Source organism: Clostridioides sp. ES-S-0001-03 (genome assembly GCF_020676075.1).
In the GTDB taxonomy this organism is placed as follows: Bacteria; Bacillota; Clostridia; order Peptostreptococcales; family Peptostreptococcaceae; genus Clostridioides.
The window spans coordinates 317,046-336,054 of the sequence record NZ_JACVWJ010000005.1; the positions used below are offsets into that span (position 1 = coordinate 317,046).

The 19,009-nt window shown below is 29.0% G+C and carries 15 protein-coding genes and 1 other annotated feature; of the genes, 4 read left to right on the plus strand and 11 right to left on the minus strand.

From position 1 onward, the window contains the following. Nucleotides 1-398 precede the first annotated feature (398 nt). The 5 genes from IC174_RS12510 to infC all read right to left on the minus strand — a co-directional run bounded on the left by IC174_RS12510 (nucleotide 399) and on the right by infC (nucleotide 3,731). A complete protein-coding gene (locus IC174_RS12510; RefSeq protein WP_227483022.1) occupies nucleotides 399-1,316 on the minus strand; it encodes an exopolyphosphatase in 918 nt (305 codons plus the stop codon). A 566-nt stretch (nucleotides 1,317-1,882) separates the two neighbouring features. Further along, entirely contained in the window at nucleotides 1,883-2,419 is a 537-nt protein-coding gene (locus tag IC174_RS12515; RefSeq protein ID WP_227483023.1) for a helix-turn-helix domain-containing protein, read from the minus strand. Between the two features lie 163 nt (nucleotides 2,420-2,582). Beyond that, complete coding sequence (rplT, locus tag IC174_RS12520; protein WP_227433488.1) at nucleotides 2,583-2,939, minus strand: 50S ribosomal protein L20; 357 nt, start codon at nucleotides 2,937-2,939, stop codon at nucleotides 2,583-2,585. 60 nt (nucleotides 2,940-2,999) lie between these two features. Continuing rightward, a complete protein-coding gene (gene rpmI, locus IC174_RS12525) occupies nucleotides 3,000-3,194 on the minus strand; it encodes a 50S ribosomal protein L35 (protein WP_003418222.1) in 195 nt (64 codons plus the stop codon). A 27-nt stretch (nucleotides 3,195-3,221) separates the two neighbouring features. Further along, on the minus strand, nucleotides 3,222-3,731 hold the full coding sequence (infC, locus tag IC174_RS12530) for a translation initiation factor IF-3 (protein WP_227433661.1): 510 nt from the start codon (nucleotides 3,729-3,731) through the stop codon (nucleotides 3,222-3,224). A gap of 28 nt (nucleotides 3,732-3,759) precedes the next feature. After that, nucleotides 3,760-3,902: a sequence feature (ribosomal protein L20 leader region), on the minus strand. A gap of 558 nt (nucleotides 3,903-4,460) precedes the next feature. Between infC and IC174_RS12535 the strand changes: the two genes are divergently transcribed. Together IC174_RS12535 and IC174_RS12540 are read left to right on the plus strand one after the other, a co-directional pair. Continuing rightward, nucleotides 4,461-5,864, plus strand: a complete 1,404-nt coding sequence (locus tag IC174_RS12535; protein ID WP_227433489.1) for an ATP-dependent metallopeptidase FtsH/Yme1/Tma family protein — start codon at nucleotides 4,461-4,463, stop codon at nucleotides 5,862-5,864. Between the two features lie 524 nt (nucleotides 5,865-6,388). Beyond that, nucleotides 6,389-9,715, plus strand: coding sequence for a cell wall-binding repeat-containing protein (locus IC174_RS12540; RefSeq protein ID WP_227483024.1), 3,327 nt, complete (start codon nucleotides 6,389-6,391; stop codon nucleotides 9,713-9,715). A gap of 140 nt (nucleotides 9,716-9,855) precedes the next feature. Here IC174_RS12540 and IC174_RS12545 read toward each other — a convergent pair whose 3' ends face one another. From IC174_RS12545 to IC174_RS12570, 6 genes are all read right to left on the minus strand, one after another. Continuing rightward, the gene (locus IC174_RS12545) at nucleotides 9,856-10,878 is read right to left on the minus strand and encodes a LacI family DNA-binding transcriptional regulator (protein ID WP_227483025.1); all 1,023 of its coding nucleotides are present in this window, start codon (nucleotides 10,876-10,878) and stop codon (nucleotides 9,856-9,858) included. A 96-nt stretch (nucleotides 10,879-10,974) separates the two neighbouring features. Next, nucleotides 10,975-12,573, minus strand: a complete 1,599-nt coding sequence (locus IC174_RS12550; protein ID WP_227433492.1) for a sodium:solute symporter — start codon at nucleotides 12,571-12,573, stop codon at nucleotides 10,975-10,977. A gap of 40 nt (nucleotides 12,574-12,613) precedes the next feature. Further along, nucleotides 12,614-13,888, minus strand: a complete 1,275-nt coding sequence (locus tag IC174_RS12555; RefSeq protein WP_227483026.1) for an MFS transporter — start codon at nucleotides 13,886-13,888, stop codon at nucleotides 12,614-12,616. Between the two features lie 137 nt (nucleotides 13,889-14,025). Then, complete coding sequence (locus IC174_RS12560; protein WP_255625503.1) at nucleotides 14,026-15,318, minus strand: ester cyclase; 1,293 nt, start codon at nucleotides 15,316-15,318, stop codon at nucleotides 14,026-14,028. Between the two features lie 50 nt (nucleotides 15,319-15,368). Further along, a complete protein-coding gene (locus IC174_RS12565) occupies nucleotides 15,369-16,376 on the minus strand; it encodes a nuclear transport factor 2 family protein (RefSeq protein ID WP_227483027.1) in 1,008 nt (335 codons plus the stop codon). Nucleotides 16,377-16,791: 415 nt separating this feature from the next. After that, nucleotides 16,792-17,412 carry a hypothetical protein gene (locus IC174_RS12570; protein WP_227483028.1) on the minus strand — a complete coding sequence of 207 codons (621 nt, stop codon included), beginning with the start codon at nucleotides 17,410-17,412 and terminating at the stop codon, nucleotides 16,792-16,794. A 378-nt stretch (nucleotides 17,413-17,790) separates the two neighbouring features. Here IC174_RS12570 and IC174_RS12575 point away from each other — a divergent pair, with 378 nt between their 5' ends. Next, entirely contained in the window at nucleotides 17,791-18,150 is a 360-nt protein-coding gene (locus IC174_RS12575) for an RNA polymerase sigma factor (RefSeq protein WP_413927189.1), read from the plus strand. Beyond that, entirely contained in the window at nucleotides 18,128-18,907 is a 780-nt protein-coding gene (locus tag IC174_RS12580) for a hypothetical protein (RefSeq protein ID WP_227433497.1), read from the plus strand. Before IC174_RS12575 ends, IC174_RS12580 begins: the two co-directional genes overlap by 23 nt. The last annotated feature ends 102 nt before the right edge of the window (nucleotides 18,908-19,009 follow it).

A 19,009-nucleotide genomic window follows, 5' to 3' on the forward strand; every position in this document is an offset into this window, starting at 1 on the left:
ACTTAATAATATATTTAAATATACTATTAGAAAACTTTAAATAGATACTTCAAATAACAAACTTTTATTTAACACAGATAGCTATGATGAGATTGTAGCGATATTAAAATATATGGAGAAAATCGAGTATAAAATATTATTTGAACAGTTAAGTAACCAGAATGGTTGTAAAATTGATAAAGGGACTTGTGTATTTTTGACTGTATTACCTATATTTTATCTGATATTCAAAATATAGAAATACAAAGTAATTTTATATCCTCAGATATGATTGTTGCATATGTAAGCATCCTCAATATGCATGCTTATAGGAACTTCATTGTACCACTTCACTTTCTTATGTTAAAAGGTACAATGAAATTCTATTTTATTTATACTATCCTTTATAAATTAGACCATTACTTCTTAGGATTTATAAGTTCATCAAGCAACATTGGAAGTAACTCGTCTATTTGTTCATCATTAAATTGGCAAGTCCCAACAGCTTTGTGACCTCCACCGCCATACTTAAGCATTAGACTACCAACATCAACATTTGAAGTTCTATTTAAAATACTATATCCTACAGCTACAGAACACCCTTTCCCACCTTTTCCATTTACAATCCAAGCAGAAATATTTTGTTCTGGATACATACTGTAAATCATGAAACGATTACCTGTATAAATTGGCTCTACTCCACGTAAATCAGAAATAATAACATCTCCTTCTGTACGTGTGTATTTAGCAACCATTTCTTTAAATTTATCTGTTTGTTCAAAATAAACTTCTATACGTTCCTTTACATCTGACAGATTTAAAATTTCTTCTGTATCTAAAGTTCTACATGCATCAATTAACTTTTCCATCAATTGATAGTTAGATATAGTAAAGTTTCTCCAACGCCCCAACCCTGTTCTTGGGTCCATAAGATAACCAATTAAAATCCATCCAGTTGGATTTTGTACCTCTTCTATAGTAAGATTTCCAGAATCAACTTTGTCTACTGCTTCTAACATTTCATTAAAATGAGAAAATTTTTCATTTCCACCATAATACTCATAAATAATTCTTGCACAAGAAGGAGCAATACGACTTTCGCCTTTATACCTTCCTTTAAGCTCATTTCTCTCAAATTCACTAGAATGATGGTCAAACCAAAGACCACACCCTTCTACAAATGGTACATTGGCAAGACAATCATTTTCTGTCACCTCAACCAACCCATCTTGTAAATCCTTAGGATGAGCAAATTTCCAATCATCAATAATACCTGCTTCTTTTAATAATGCACCACAAACTAATCCATCAAAATCAGAACGTGTAATCAATCTCATATGTTTCAACCCCTTTGCTTTAAATATATGCCTATAGATATTGTAATTTTTTCCTTAAATATATAATATCACTTTACATGTCAGCTTGATATACATTTCAATATATACTAACAAAACTTATTTTTGGGACTATAAATAGCTTTATTTATTATCTAAAGTACAACATTGTCTTTTACTAAGAATATAGTTATAACTTGCCTAACAGCCAAAATTAAATCAAAATAAAATACTTATATTACTATGAATATACTTATATTTTGTTGTAGTCTTAAATATAACCTATATCACGTTATATCAATTCATCATATAAATTTTATAAATTAACATAAAAATATCACTTATCACTTATCACTTATCACTTATCACTTATCACTTATCACTTATCACTTATCACTTATCACTTATCACTTATCACTTATCACTTATGTAAAGTTTAACATGCTAAAATAAAGATAGCAATTTGATATAGAAATCAAACTGCTATCTTTATTTTAAAACTACCCTCAATATTTTATTTAATCATACTAGCTTATATATTGTTTACACTGCACTTCAACAATTTTACTTTATTCTTCTTTAGGAGGTGCAATTATTAATCCTATAGAGTGCATTTTGCGTCCTTCTCCTGATGAGTTATTTCTTAAAGGTTCTAGTATATCACCAATCTTTCTAGCTGCTTCAGTTATTTCTTCTAGATTCGCATATATTGGACAGACAGAAAAAACAGAGCCATCTTTTAAAATATCTTTTTCTTCTCTTTTAGCATAATCATAAAACTCCTTCATAAATGCCATCATATATTGAGTAAACAGCTGTACATATGCTTCTGCTGAGTTTTCATTTATCATTTTTTTTGCATCATCATCAATATCTGACTTAACAGCATATACCTTTTCAACAGTTCCTCGTATTTTATTTTCTTCAACTACCTTTAGAATATTATCCTTTAACATTTTATCAAGATAACGATAAAGTGTAGCTTGTGATATATCCTTAAACTTCTCTGCTAATTGCTTTGCTGTAGTTTGCTTATTTGAATAAATCTCAAGTAACAACTTGCATTTAACTGGATTTATGAAGCAATCCATAAGTTTATCATTCATATTATACTACCTCCTCATTATTATTAATAAGATAATATTATTATATTGATAATATTTAATCAAGTTTATTAAAAATTTTATATAAACAAATAATATTCAAAAAATAAAAAAAGCACTTGAATTATGTAAATAATTCAAGTGCTTTTTTTATCATGATTTAATACTAAGCTAATTTTGCTTTAGCAACTTCTGCTAATTTAGCAAATCCATCTGGATCTTGTATAGCCATTTCAGATAACATTTTTCTGTTAACTTCAATACCAGATAATTTTAATCCATTCATTAATCTTGAATAAGATATTCCATTCATTCTAGCTGCTGCATTTATTCTTTGTATCCAAAGTTTTCTGAAGTCTCTTTTCTTTAACTTTCTTCCTATATAAGCATTTTTTAATGCCTTCATTACGAATGTATTTGCTGGTCTATATAATTTGCTTCTAGATCCTCTGAATCCTTTTGCAAGTTTTAATATTTTTTTATGCTTCTTACGAGCGTTCATAGCTTTTTTAACTCTTGCCATCGTTATGACCTCCTTTTATATCCCTCTTCTATAGTTATTGTTTATAATCCGTATCCTATCCTAGTATGGTAATAATTGTGCTATTCTCTTAGCATCTCCATCACTTACTAGAGTTGATTTTCTTAAGTTCATCTTAGTTTTTGCAGATTTTTTAGTTAATATATGTTTTTTATAAGCTTTAGCTCTCTTTAACTTTCCTGTTCCTGTTTTCTTTAATCTCTTTGCTGCACCTCTATGAGTTTTCATTTTAGGCATGACAAATTCCTCCTCTCAGTTAATCATCTATTTTTTTGGATCTATAATTACAACCATATTATTACCCTCAAATGCAGGGGCTTTTGTTGGTTCTCCAAACTCTTTTATTATCTCTAAAAACTTTAACATAACTTCTCTACCTATATCTTTATGTCCTAGTTCTCTACCTCTAAATCTAAGTTCAACTTTGACTTTATCCCCTTTTTTAAGGAATTTTATAGCATTATTAGCTTTCGTATTTAAATCATTTTGTTCAATACCTGGTCTAAGTCTTACTTCTTTTACAACTATAGTCTTTTGTTTTTTCTTAGCTTCTTTATCTTTTCTCGCTTGCTCATATCTAAACTTTCCATAATCCATTATCTTACACACTGGTGGATTTGCATTTGGCGAGATTTGAACTAAATCTAAGTTTTTACTAGTAGCCATTGCTTGAGCTTCTTTAGTAGGCATTACTCCAAGTTGTTCACCTGTAGGTGAAAGGACTCTTATTTCCTTGTCTTTTATTTGTTCATTGATTGCTAATTCTTTGCTAATTGTAGGACACCTCCAAAATTTTTATAAAATATAAAATAAAAAGCGGATGACATAATCATCCGCAATATAAGTTACCAAATTTAAACAAGCTTAAATTACTATTAAGCTTTAACTTATATTTACCTTACTAACCATCGGCGTAAGGTGAGAAGCGGACTTCTTCTTTGTTTTATTCTTACCTTATCTACTATATCATTTTATCAAATTTTTTGCAACTATTTTTTTAAGTTTAATAAATTTTTACTAAATTAACTGCTTTTTTATTTAAACCTACATATATTTATTATAAGGTACATAGTATTTGCATTTAATTATTTCTTCCTAATACTTATTATATGCTTGTACTATTTATTTTGCTCTTATTTTTCAAAATTTAATTAAAAAAATTCAAACTTCAACTTTAAAATCTTTTATTATCCTACTACTCTATATAGTAAATACCTAAAAACACTTCTTTAGCCAATTTTATACTGAATACTTTACTTTACATCCTTTAATATCTATATTATGGTTTTTTCATCATTTCAATTTTATCTTGATTTGTCGTATTTTTTTAGTATATAAAGTTAATTTGCACATATTTATAAATGACTTTTTTCAGTTAAATTTATGAATTTATTTTTATTTAGATTGCATGTATATTTTTTCCATAAAAAATAAATAATAAAAAATAGTAAATATGGAAAATATAAAATTGATTAACAATAATTAATTACCTGAGGTGTGAATATGAAAATGCTAAACAACTTTTTTAAAAAAATTAACAATCCAGTTCCTGTCTTTGCACAGACAAAAATGGAAAGAGAAAATCAAACAGATGATTCACTTTCTACAAAACCAAAAACTACATTTAGAGATGTAGCTGGATTAGACGAAGTAAAAGAAGAACTATTTGAAATAGTTGATTTTATGAAGTCTCCACAAAAGTATCAAAAAATGGGTGCAAAAATACCTAAAGGGGTATTATTTTATGGTCCTCCAGGAACAGGAAAAACATTACTTGCATCTGCTGTAGCTGGTGAAACAAACTCATCATTTTTCAATGTTACAGGTTCTGAGTTCGTTGAAAAATACGTAGGTGTAGGAGCAAAAAGGGTAAGAACTCTATTTGAAAAAGCTAGAAAAGAAGCTCCAAGTATAATATTTATAGACGAAATAGATGCTGTAGGAGCAAAAAGACATCTTGAAAGTAACAATGAGAAAGACCAAACGTTAAACCAACTTTTAGTTGAAATGGATGGATTTAATAAAGACTCCAATGTATTAATAATAGGTGCTACCAATAGACTTGACTTATTAGATGAAGCTTTACTTAGACCAGGAAGATTTGACAGACACATTCATATAGGTGCACCAAATTATCACACTAGATTTGAAATTCTAAAGGTACATACAGATGACAAGCCTATAGACAAATCTGTAAATCTAGAACTTTTAGCTAAAAAAACTCACGGTTTCAACGGAGCCCATCTTTCAAATATAGCAAATGAAGCAGCTATATTTGCAGTTAGAGATGACAGTGAATATATTACAGCAGAACACTTCGACAAAGCACTTGAAAGAGTTATTGCAGGATTAGAATCTAAAAACTCTTCATTAGTTGAAAAAGAGAAAAAGATAGTAGCTTATCATGAGGCTGGACATGCTCTTGTAAGTGATATCGTTGGAATTTGTCCTATACAAAAAATATCTATAGTACCTAGAGGACAAGCATTAGGTTATGTTCTTCAATTACCTGATGAAGATAGATATATTTATACTAGAGATGAACTGATTGGAAAAATAAAAATATTACTTGCTGGAAAAGCATCAGAAGAATTAATATTCAATCATAAATCTACGGGAGCAAAGGATGACTTAAAGAAAGTTACTGAGATAGCTAACCAAATGGTTTGTGAGTATGGTATGAGTAACTTAGGATTTATGACTATTGATGGAAATGATAAGACTTTCTTATGTGATAAAATTCAAAAAGAAGCTAATCGTATAGTTGAAAGTTGTTATAAGGAAACTTTAGAGATGTTAAAGGATAATCTTGAAGATTTACATTCTGTTTCTAAATTCCTATTTGAAAAAGAAACTATGACTCATGAAGAATTAAAAGATTTAATAGGAAAAGAAGCTGTAAATTAATTTGATAGTATTTTAAATAATTCTTACATTAAAATTAATAATTAATCTTAAAAAGAATTTCAATATTTAAAATGTACCAAAATACTTTAAGATGATATGTCTTGAGGCTGTAGATAGATTTGTGTAAAAACAAATTTACCTACAGCCTCTTCATTAATTTTATAGCCTCTGACTACTCTATCCTTTCTTCAAAATCCTATATTTGTGATTTGTCTTTATCAGTTACATCTATAGCAATTAGATTTTTGTATATTAAAACTACACAACTTTATCCTTATGTAAATATGATAATCTCTTAATGTAAACATGACAATCTCTTATCTGATTTTAAGAATCATTTATAGATTGTCTCTTTTTATTTATATGCTTAATAATAAATGCTATCTTCCTGTAAACATAAGATTAACATTACTATGATATTGTTTTGTATATAAATACCAATAGACTAATATATAAGACACTAATAAAAAGTAAATTTTAAATGTTAAACACATAAATAATACATATAAAAAGGGGGAAATATCATGAATAAAAAATTAAATGCAAGAATTATATCTACAGGAATGGTTATGACTACACTAGTTACAGGAGTTGCTCAGGCACAAGAAACTGCTCAAGGTAATACTAATATAGAAAAGTCAGAAAAAACAACACAATCTAAAAGTAGAAAAGAAATTAAAACTAGTAGTACTACATATAGTCAACTAGCTGATTTTCTTTTACAATCAGCTAAATCATATAATTCTAATATAGATAAAAAGAAAATCCTGTCTGGATACGAAAAGAAAGAAAATCAAAAAGTTAATAGACTAGATGGTCTTATCATGATAAGTAGAGCTTTTGGAACTTTATCAGCTCCAAAAGGTCAAAATGAAATAGTGGCAGATAAAAATGTAAGTTTTACAGATATCCCTGTTTCTGCTAAGTCTCATATAGATAACTTAATAAAGGGTGGAGTTATGGTTAACACTAAAGACAAAAAACTTCATGGTAGTGATGTTATGACTGTAGGAGAAGTTGATACTATGGTTAGACGTATCTGGTCATTTAAAGGTAGCAATCCAAAAGATGATTTTTATAATTTTGTAAATAAAAAGTCTTTGGAAGAATCAAAGCTTCCAAGTGACGAAGCAGTATCTGGTGGTTATGTTGATATTGAAAATGAGAACACAAAAAAAATTAATGCTATTATTAAAAAGATAGTAGAAGGGAATCATAAAAAAGGTAGTGAAGAGCAAAAGATTAAAGATTTCTATCTTAATATACTAGACATGAAAAGCAGAAATGAACTTGGAAATAAACCAATAAAAAAATATCTTGATGCTATAGATAAAGCAAAGAATGTAAAAGAACTTAGCGATATTCAAAAAAAATCACTTGAAGAAATAGGAACTGGTGGTTTGGTTACTCTTTCTTTAATGCAAGACAATGTAGGTGAAGCAAAATATGCTTTATATATAGGAACAATAGCTGATACACATTTATTTAGCTCCTATTCAAATGATGAGGTAATAGAAAATAGTAAAACATTTTTTAAAAAACTGTTAATTTTAAGTGGAGAAAGTGAAGCACAAGCTAGTAAGCATGTTGATGAGTATATAAACTTTGTAAAAAAAGTATCTGGAGGTGAAGAAAATATTGATAAGAGGATGACTTTAAAAGAGATGGAAGAAAAAATGCCAAACTTAGAGTTGTCTAAAATGCTTACTGCTGCTGGATATACTAATCTTCCTAAAGAAATCAAGCTAATGAATCCAAAAGATTTAGAACTATTTAATAAGGCATACACTAATAACAATTTAGAAGTTTTAAAAACACTTTTTAAAATAAAACTTTCTGAAGAAAATGCGCAATTTTTAGACCAAAAATATCTAAATGTTTGGGCTGAAAATTTTAATCCTGGTGCAGATGCTTCACAAAGTAAAATAACTGAAAAAGATGCATCAGTATTAACATCAGAAAGGTTCAATTCATATCTTGGAAAATTATTTGTAGAGAAATATTTTCCTGAAAAATCAAAGAAAGATATTGAAGATATGATTAAATCTTTTGTAGAATTATATAAAGAAAGAATTAAAAAACTTGACTGGATGAGTGAATCTACCAAAAAAGAAGCTATAAAAAAACTTGATAAAATGACATTTGTAGTTGGCTATCCTGATAAATGGGAATCTGATACAGAAAATGTAGACATTAAAGGTAAAGAAAATGGTGGAAATTATTTTGATAATATAACTGCTTTTAAACTTGCACGTCTAAAAAAGGATGCTGAAGATACAGGTAAGGTAGTACCAAAAGATAGATTTAATTTAGCAACATTTACTGTAAATGCAGTGTATGGAATGTATGATAATGCAATGACTTTCCCAGCAGGTATTTTACAAGCACCTTTATATGACCCAAATGCATCAAGAGAAGAAAATCTAGGTGCAATAGGTGCAATAATAGGTCATGAAATTTCTCATGCATTTGACAACAGTGGAGCCAAATATGATTCAAGTGGGAAAGAACATGATTGGTGGACTAAGGATGATTACAGAGAATTTCAAGAACGTTGTAATGATGTAGTTAATTTCTATGATGGATGGGAAATAGCTCCAGGTGTAAAAGCAAATGGTAAGATAAGTTTAGGTGAAAATATTGCAGATATAGGTGGTGTAGGAGCAGCCTTGGGAATTTTATCAAAGATGGAAAATCCAAATTATGATAAGTTCTTCAAGAGTTATGCAAAGTCATATATTAGATTATACACAAGAGAATATGCAAAGAACTCTACAGGAGATGAGCATAGTCCAAATACTTTAAGAGTAAATCGTGTCTTATCAAATTTCGAAGAATTCTATAAAACGTATAATATAACAAAGAATGATGGTATGTATGTAGCTCCTGAGGATAGAGTAAATTTATGGGATAATCTAGACACTAATGTAAAATCTAAAAAAATGACTGGAGATGACAGATTCGAAACAGCAGTAAAAGTATCTAAAGAAGGCTGGAAAACTTCAAATACTGTAATACTTGTAAACGGTACTGATAAGCACTTAGTAGATGGATTATCGTCTACTCCACTTGCAAATACAAAAAATGCACCAATGCTACTTTCTAATGGAAATAATGTAGATAAATCAACAATGGATGAAATTAAAAGATTAAAAGCATCTAATGTAATAGTTGTAGGTGGTGAAGCTTCAATATCCAATTCAGTTGTTAACCAACTAAAAGGTGTTAATAAATCTATGAATGTAAAAAGAATAGGTGGGAAATCAAGATATGAAACGTCTTTAAATATAGCTAAAGAAATGTCTGGTAATAACAATATTGATACAATATATGTAAGTGCTGGAGATGGAGAAGCTGATGCACTCTCTATTTCATCAGTAGCAGGAAAAAATAACTCTCCTATAATACTTACACAAAAAGATGGTTTAGATAAAGATACATATGATTATATTAAATCTAAAAAAATAAAAACTTCTTACTTTATAGGTGGGGAAACTAAAATCTCTCAAAAAGCTATAGAACAAATTAATAATGTAACTTCAAATGATGTATCAAAAAATAGAATTGCTGGAAATGACAGACAAGAAACTAATGCCCATGTTATTGAACGTTTCTATAAAGATAATAGCATAAATGGGGTGATATTAGCTAAGGAAAATAATCTGATTGATGCTTTATCAGTAGGTCCATTTGCCTCAAAGGAAAATATGCCAGTTGTAATAGCCACAAGTAGTTTAAATAAAGAGCAAGAAAATATATTAGATAAAAAAAACTCAGAAAAAGTATATCAAGTAGGTGGTGGCATAAAATTATCTGTACTTAATAAATTGAGACTTTTATTAAACAAATAATATAAACAAAAAAATATACTATAAATATAGGTTTACTAAATTAATCACAAGTATTCAAGAAAGTATTCTTCATTTTGAATTTGAAGAATACTTTTCTTGTTTATACAGTATTATTAGTATATCTTTAATATAATTTTATTCTAAATGGTAGAATCTCTTTTAATTAATTCAGGCTTAAGCATTTCAACTACTGGCTCACAATCATCTTCTTCTAATAAGATTTTAAGTATATTAATCGTTTTTCCAATTAATAAGTCTAATGGTTGTCTAATCGTTGTTAAACTATAACTTTTCCATGAAGCCATCTGAATATCATCATATCCCATTACTGATAAATCCTCTGGTATCTTCAATTTATACTCAAATCTTGCAGCATCCATTACACCCATAGCTATCAAATCACTTGTACAAAAAATTGCTGTTGGAGGATTTGATAATGCTAACATTCTCTTTCCAGCTTCATATCCAGAATCATAATCATAATTTGCAGATTCTTCTTTAAGATTGTGAATTCCGTTTTGTCTTAATTTAGAATAAAATCCAATTTTCTTTTCCATTTCCTCACTTGTTTCTCTTGTAAATTGAATGTATCCTATATTTTTATGTCCCCTATCAATTAGGTATTCAGCAGCCATTCCTCCACCTTCAATTGGGTCTACATAAACTGTACTTATTTTTATACCTGGTATAAAACGATTAAAAAGAATCACAGGAATATTATTTTCTTCACATGTCTCAGCCATTACCTTATTCATAGCTGAAGCTGTAATAATCACAGCTTCCACTTGAAACTGAATTACTCTTGAAATTATATTATCTATTCTTTCTTGTCTAGGAACCTTAAAAACAAGACACTGTTTACCTATTTCTTGAATCTTTTCCACGAATAAGTTAATAATTCTGTTGTAAAACGGACCTAGATTATCACCAACTATCAATCCTATAACATTTGTTTTGCCACTAATCATTCCTCTTGCAACTAAATTGGGAACATATCCAATTTCATCTGCTACACGGAAAATTTTTTCTCTCACTTCAGGTTTTACACCTTTTCCATTTGCACTACCAAATGCCCTTGAAACTGATGACTGCGATACTCCTGCTAATTTTGCAACATCTTTTGAAGTAGCCGATTTATTATAATGAACTTTCTTTTGATTCATTTAGTATTTCTCCTTAAACATCTTGTATTTCTTTTTAAACATCTTGCATTTCTTTTTAACGCCCTTTACTTCTTATTAAACATCTTGCATTTCTCATTAAAATTGTATTAAAAATAAGATTATATATTGGACAACGAAAAAAACTAACACAATTAACTCTTGTTTACCTAAAGAAAATGGCAATACAGACACTCCATCTACTTTATCTATTCCTTGTGAAATAAGTTCTTTTCTCATACCAAATACAGTATATTTTTTAATATCTTCTATATTATGATTATTCTTTAAAATGATACTAAAAATATATCCAAATATTAATGTTATTGTAGCACCTATTGCTGGATTCCACAACCAACTCACATTATATTTATTAGAAATAAAAAATCCTAAAACTAATCCTATGATAAAACCAATAGATACCCCTTTATCATGAGTTTTGTATGTAAACATAGCCAATATAAATGCACCCGTAGCTGGACCAGCAAAATATGAAATATAGTTACCAACAAGGTCAAGAATTGATTTGATGCTTCCTCCAAATCCCATAATAATAAAACATGTCATAACAATACCTATAATCATTGTTATAATCATCGTGACTTTTAATGACGATTCCTCATTATCTTTTTTAAAATAAAACTCATAAATATCCTTTGTAAAAACAGTTGTCATACTATTTAATATAGAGTCAATACTAGACATAGCCGCTGCAAATACACCAGCAATAATAATTCCAATTGCCCCTACTGGAAGTTCGTTCAAAATAAAAGTAATCATTATTTCATTTGAAGTTTCAAATGTTCTTCCCTTATAATAAACAAATAAAATCACTCCTACTAATAACATAAAATAGTAAGCTAAATTCATAACAAATGCACTAACTACAAAAGAATTTTTGGCTCCTTTTAAAGATTTAGATGTCAAAACTCTTTGAACTTGAGATTGGTCAAAGCAAAAATATCTTATCCACATTACAGTTCCGCCAATCAGAGTAGCCCAAAAAGTATTTGTAATTGAAACATCCATATTAAAATCAAATGTATTTAATTTACCACTCTGTTGTGCAATTTGCAATGTATCAAAAAAGCCAAGATTCATTCCTTTTAGTGCTGTCATACTTACTATAAATACAGCACCTATTACTACTAACATTTGAATACTATCAGTCCATATAACTGCTTTAATTCCCCCTAGTAGTGTATATATAATTGCTACACATACAACTATTGGAACCAAAATATAAAGTGACCAACCAGTGATTATTTGAATAATAAGTACTGGTATATACACCATAGAACTCGCTTGAATCAATGAATTGATAAAAAATTGAATAATAGTTAAGCCCCTTGAATAATTGCCTAAACGAAGTCCCATATATTCATATACAGATGTTATTTTTAATCTATAAATAACTGGGGTGGTAATGCTCAGTGCAAAAAATATTGCTAAAGGGACTGTAATGTTAACCATTACTGGATACATTCCATCCATATATGCCCATCCAGGCCCCCCTATAAATCCATTAGCACTAATCATAGTAGCAGCAACTGACAAAGCGATTGGAATCCATGGCATTGACCTACCTGCTAAGAAATAATCTTCTTGATTTTTATTATCTTTTCCTGAATAATAACCAATAACCAACATTAACAGCAAATATCCTACTATAATACACACATCGATTACTGAAATCATAAGCCACCCCTTTCTAACCAACAAAATAGTTCTTAGAATTCTACTCTTTCTTGTTTAATGTTTCTGGTAAGAACAGCCATACAATAGCACCTGCTACAAATACTGCTGTTGATATATAAAAAATAGTTGTCATACCTAAAGCACCAGAAGCTGTACCAGCTATTGCAGGAATTGCAAATGTAGATATAATTCTTCCTCCATTAAATGACATTCCAGAGGACAATGAACGATATTTACTTGGGAATAATTCTGTATAGTATGCTCCCCATGCTCCAGAATATCCAACAGCAATTCCTAATAATACTGATATCATATAAAATGCTGTTGTATTATTTCCTCCTAGTTTTGTATATATAAATACAAATACTGCTGCTAATGCCATCCCTATAAAAGGTACTTTTCTTCCAAATTTATCTGCTATTGAACCCCAAAATAAATATCCTACTAACTGCCCAATTCCTTGTAAACTATATATAGAACCTGCTACTGCTGCTGTCATTCCTATCCCTGTTACCAAATATGTAGTTGCATTGTTTGAAAATGCTGAGTATGCTGTGAAGTTAGCACCTGATAAAATAATTGTTCCTAGTCCAATCCACAAATATTTCCCCTTATACATACTTACATAGCTAATTTTTTCACCTGTTTCTTTTCCTTTTTTAACTAATTCTCTTGTATACTCTGAATCATCTGGTACAAAGAAAAATGCCAAAATAGCTCCAACTATAGGTGGTATAATCGCAGTATACATTAATATTTGCCAATTTGCATCACCTAAAAATCCATACACTTTCCCACCAAAAATCATAGCTAGTGAAAATAATGCAGTTAATACAGCAGCTAACTTACCACGATATTTGCTTGGAAACATATCTGCAACTAGAGGCATAGCTGTTCCAAATACACCACCCAATACTACCCCTGTGCATAAACGTGCAATTTTCCACAATATAATATTTGTAGGAGATAACATTGGAATAAAAGTCGTCAACCCAATTAATAAAGCTACACTAATTAAAGTTTTCTTTTTACCAAGCTTTGTAGAAATTACTCCAAAAATGAATGTACCTGGAATTGTACCAAAGGACATGACAGCAAATATTTCTTCTGTCTGTTTTAATGAAAACCCAAATCCACCTTCTGCCAAAGTATAAATCATTGTTGGTTTAATAAAGGTACCTACCATAAAGTTATAGCAATAGAAAAAGTATATTAAAGCAATCGAAAAAAATGCAATTCCCCTTTTTAGATTTGAATAATCTTTTCCTAGTATAATATCATTTTCTATCACATCTGTTGTTTTCATATTATTCATAATTACCCCTCCCTTACTATTAAGCATACTATTGCTAAAACTTTAAATTTTTACTTTTCATACATATTTCTTGCTTAAATTTTATAACAAGAATACTTATTATATAATTTCTAAAAATATTTATACTCTAAACTATCTTACTCTTCTACACCCATGTACATCTGCTTCAAAACATCCATACCATCAAAAGTCATCCATTCTTCCTTTACCTTACCTTGTAGTACATGATAATGATTAATTCCCATTACCTCTACATGCTTACCAGAAGGTTGTCCAAAAAATCCAATGCCTTCATTTATTCCACGCAGTCTCCATCTCACAGATACATCATATCCTTCATTTTTTTCCTTTTGATTACAAGTTACTCTTTCTACTTCATAACTGCCATTTGGAATTGAAGCAAGTAAACTTACAATCATTCCTTGAATCTCATCATACCCATTTAAATCTTTATCACATATGAAATGTACTACTGCATTATCGTGATAGTACTTTTTAACTTCATTTATATATTTATAATTGTAAATACGACTTGTCATCTCAAGCATCATTTCACCAACAGAATCATCTTTAGCTTGATACTTTGCTGGCATAAATTGACCATCCATAGACTCACAAATACCATAAGTTGATTGTAAACTCAATACTTTAGATGCACTTGCCTTTGCCATATTTTTTGCCACTTCTTGAGGATTTAACCCTAACTGAGTAACAATCCATAGATTATCTCTAACTAGCCATTCTTCATGGATTCTATTATTCGTAGTAGCACAATCAATTACAGTTCTAAAATTTATCTTTTTTCCAGTTGCTGGAGCAAAATTACTGTCACCTAAATTAGTTGCTGTAGACAAAACACGATGAGAAGACAAAAAACCATCAGCACCAAAATTAGACCATATTACATTTTGACCAATCAGCCTTCTATCTGGAAACGCATGTAAAGTTTGAAGAGTATTTGAGATAACATCTTTTATACCAACTAAATTAGAAGAACCACAGTGCATTGTTACATTATTGTGATATGTATCATAAATAACTCCAATACCTTTTTCTTCCCAAATATTATGTGTAATTTTCATAATATAGTCTACAAAATCTCTATATTTGGAATCAAATCCAGGTAACTTCTGCTCCCTTTTTGTTTGATTTGAAAAATCATTATAATCCATTACTCCAACAGGTGTTACTTCTAGTGAATCTCCATAGTAAATTTTTGTAGACTCCATATTTGTTTCTCCCTTCAATGTAATTTCTTCAGCTTTTTTAATAGTATTATTCTCATTGATTTTATCTATATTAGATTTATTTACTTCAACATTATTAGCTTTATCTACTTCAACATTACTTAATTTAATCTCATTTATATCAACTTCTTTTGCTTTTTCTTTATCTTTTTCTCTTACATCATTTTTATCAATATACTTCAATTTACATTATCTCCTTCCTTGAATACGTATTCAAAATTAATTATTAAAAATTAAACATTAAAAATACTTTTAGTTCTTTCAAGAATATCAAGACCTTGTTGTTTTAACCAGTATGGAATATCAATCAACACCCAATTTTCTTTAAGTTTATCTCCTTTACGATAGTAAACATCAACGACTTGCATATCTGCCTTAACCTCTCCACCTGGCAATCCTAAAAATCCTCCACATGGGATGTTGCTTAAGTTAGGCCATCCAAAGAAACAAGCAAAATTACCTTCTGCGAATCTACATACATGTCCATTAAAAGTCTTTCCTTTTAAATTATTTCTAAATGGCAATTGATGTTGTTCTTGATATCTAGGTATAGTATAAGAAGCTCCAATCCCCCCTGGTCCATACCAAATCATATCTTTAGCCCATGATTTTTCAAGTATCTCTGGTGGGCATCCCATAGAACCACTGTCATTTAGTTCAGACAAATCATCTACCATTTTATTGACTAATGCTAAAGTCTTAACCCCCTCTACTTCATCTGCATCTTCAAAAAGTAATCCATTATGGTCAATTGGTCCTGGATATACAAAATATGAACCTGTTTGTGGTGGCAATGGATTGACACCTGCCTGAATCATAAATCCAATTATATCTACAAATAATCCAGTTTTGGAAATTCTACCATCCTTCACACAGTTAAATTCCGCATATCTTAAGCTAATCATCTTGCGAGTATGCTTAATCCCAAGCCAATCATTATCAAAAAGTCCCATAAAATGACCCATACTCATTACCCACTCACTGTTATCAATTTCATTAGTACCTGCAATGAAGATATCTTGTCGTCTTTGCATATTACTCAATGAATGCTTTAAAGGCTTCCAAAATATATCTGCTACATTTTCAACTCCTTTTTGTTCACGAAATGGATATACGCCTCTCCAGTCATAATCTGACTTCATGTGCTGTTTTAAAATTTTTTTAATTTCATCTCCATTGGCATTTTCTAATGCTTCAAAGTAATTTCTTACAACTCTTTTTGATTCTTGATATTTTCCCATGATTATATCCTCCCAAATTTATAAAGTATAATCTAACTTTATTGACTTGTCATTGCATACGTTTTCTTTTTTATAGCCTTTTTATCTATTTTAAGGCTATTTTATGAATACATATGCATTTTTCTAAATATTAACATATATCTAAAAAATTGTAAAGAAAATGTTATCATAAAAATGTAAATTGTAACTTATATCTACTCAAATTTATATGTTTTTAATCATTCCTAATAAAACTAATCTTTATCTCCCATATTTATTGAAATACTTGCACCAATAAACAACTATAAAAAAATAAAGGTGACAGTCTTTTTAAAGCTATCACCTTTTTGATTTAGTCAATAATATGTTTTTATTTGTATTCTGATATTTATTTTTTAACCTTTAATTTAATTGTTTATTTATTGAATTTCTAACCCTATTTTTTATCAGTATCTTTTTTTTCACCTTTAATTTCTTCTTTAGTATTATTTTTCTTAACCTCTTCTACTTGTTCATCAGTTACTGTTTTAGATTCATAAATTTTTTCATATTCTTTTATATTATTTTTCTCAGTATCTGATTTATTTTCAGACACTATTTTTTCATCTACATTTTGGTTTTCAAATCTTCCACATTTCTGATATTCATTGTTTTCTTGATAATTTTTAGCATCAAATTCTTCATTTTCTTTAAATTCTCTGTAAGTTCTTTCATGACCACTTGGTGCAAATCCTTCATGACTTCTACATTCTCTATTGCCATGACCTCCTTCGTATCCTCTTGGCGCAAATTCTTCATGACCTCTATATTCTCTATTGCCATGACCTCCTTCGTATCCTCTTGGTGCAAATCCTTCATGACACATCATTTCAAATATTTTGCACCCTTCACATACATGATTCCATGGATGTCTATGAGGACCTCCATATCCCACTTGAGCATGATGTTGTGAATATTTACTATCTTCTCCATGATGTTCTTGGTGTTTATGATGTCCTCTCATTTCAAAATCTCCATATCCTCTAAATCCTTCTCTTTTATCTTTGTAATAATTCATATTAACTCCTCCTAATTAACTCGATTTTTTCTATTAATTTATTTTTTAAGTTTTATTAAGGTACCTTATCTATTTTTAATTATAAAGGTACCTTATAATTTTGTCAACACTATTTTTAAGGTACCTTTGTATTTTCTTCAATTTCTTTTATTTTCTATTTTCAAAATGAAAAAATTAGGGATACTCCTACTAATAAAATAATTATTTAAAAAAAGTGAACCATTTATAGTAAAATTTTATCTAATAAGTGTAAGGCAAAAAAGTAGCGCTACGATTTGCATAGAAAGGTAGGAGTACAATTGGATAAAACTACATTTATTAATAATATTCTTGAGTCAGAACAGACTTTGTATCGCATATCTAAGTCTATTTTAGGAAATGACCAAGAAAGAACAACAATATTTTAAGACTTGGTTGATTAGAATAGTCATAAATGAATGTAATTCATTAAGACGTAAACAGTTTAACCTTCTACCCTTTGAAGAAATTCTCAAGAACAAAAAAGTAGAAGAAGATGATGATTACAGTGATTTATATATTGCTATTCAAGGTTTATCTAAAAAAATTAAGATTCCAATAGTTCTTTATTATATCGAGGGATATTCAATAGATGAGATTAAAGAAATATTAGATATACCTCAAGGAACTGTAAAAAGCAGATTATCAAGAGGTCGAAAATTATTAAAAACTAAATTAGAAAATATAGAGGTAATGTATGAACAAAAACAAATTAAATAATTCATTTCCGAAAGCTCCAGAAAGCTTTCATAATAGATTAAATAAAACATTAAATAGTCTACCAGAAAGAGGGGAAAATTATAAAATGATTAATAATAAAAAACATAAATTACCATTTAATTTATCATTCAAAAAAGGATTAATTGCAACTTTTGCTGTTACTCTACTTTTGGGTACAACAGTTCTTGCTACAGGAGAGATATCTAGTATAATTGGAAAATCAAGTACTAGGGCTACCTATACATCTATCCCAACTACAGAACAAGTAAAAAAAGACTTTAAATTTGCCCCTAATATAGTTTCTGAATTTAGTAATGGATATAAATTTAAAGGAGCTTATACTATAAATGAAAAAGGACTTGATAAGGAAGATAACATTTTAGGCGAATTAAAAGCACTTGATTTTACCTATGAAAATGGTAATGATGAAATATCTCTTAAAACATCAAATAATGTACTTGGAAAAGATTCTGAGAATATAAAAGTTGTAGATACATACAAAGATGTAAATATTTCTTATGAGGAATTCAAGCAAAAGTATGTACCAGAAGGTTATAAAATGACAGAACAGGATAAACTTGATGAAAAATCAGGTAAATATGTATTTAGTGAATGGTCAGGTGATGTGGAAGTTAATGAATATAAATATTTGAGCTGGAAACAAAATGGAGTTTATTACTCATTTATAGTTCAGGACTCAGATTTATCTATGAATAATTTAGTAGAGATGGCTCATGAAGTAATAGATACAAAATAAAGATAAGTAATATAAAACATAACTAACAATTGAATTATTTATGAGTCTATTATTTGTGACTTTAATTTATTTATTAGTAAACATAACCATCTCTTTTATATT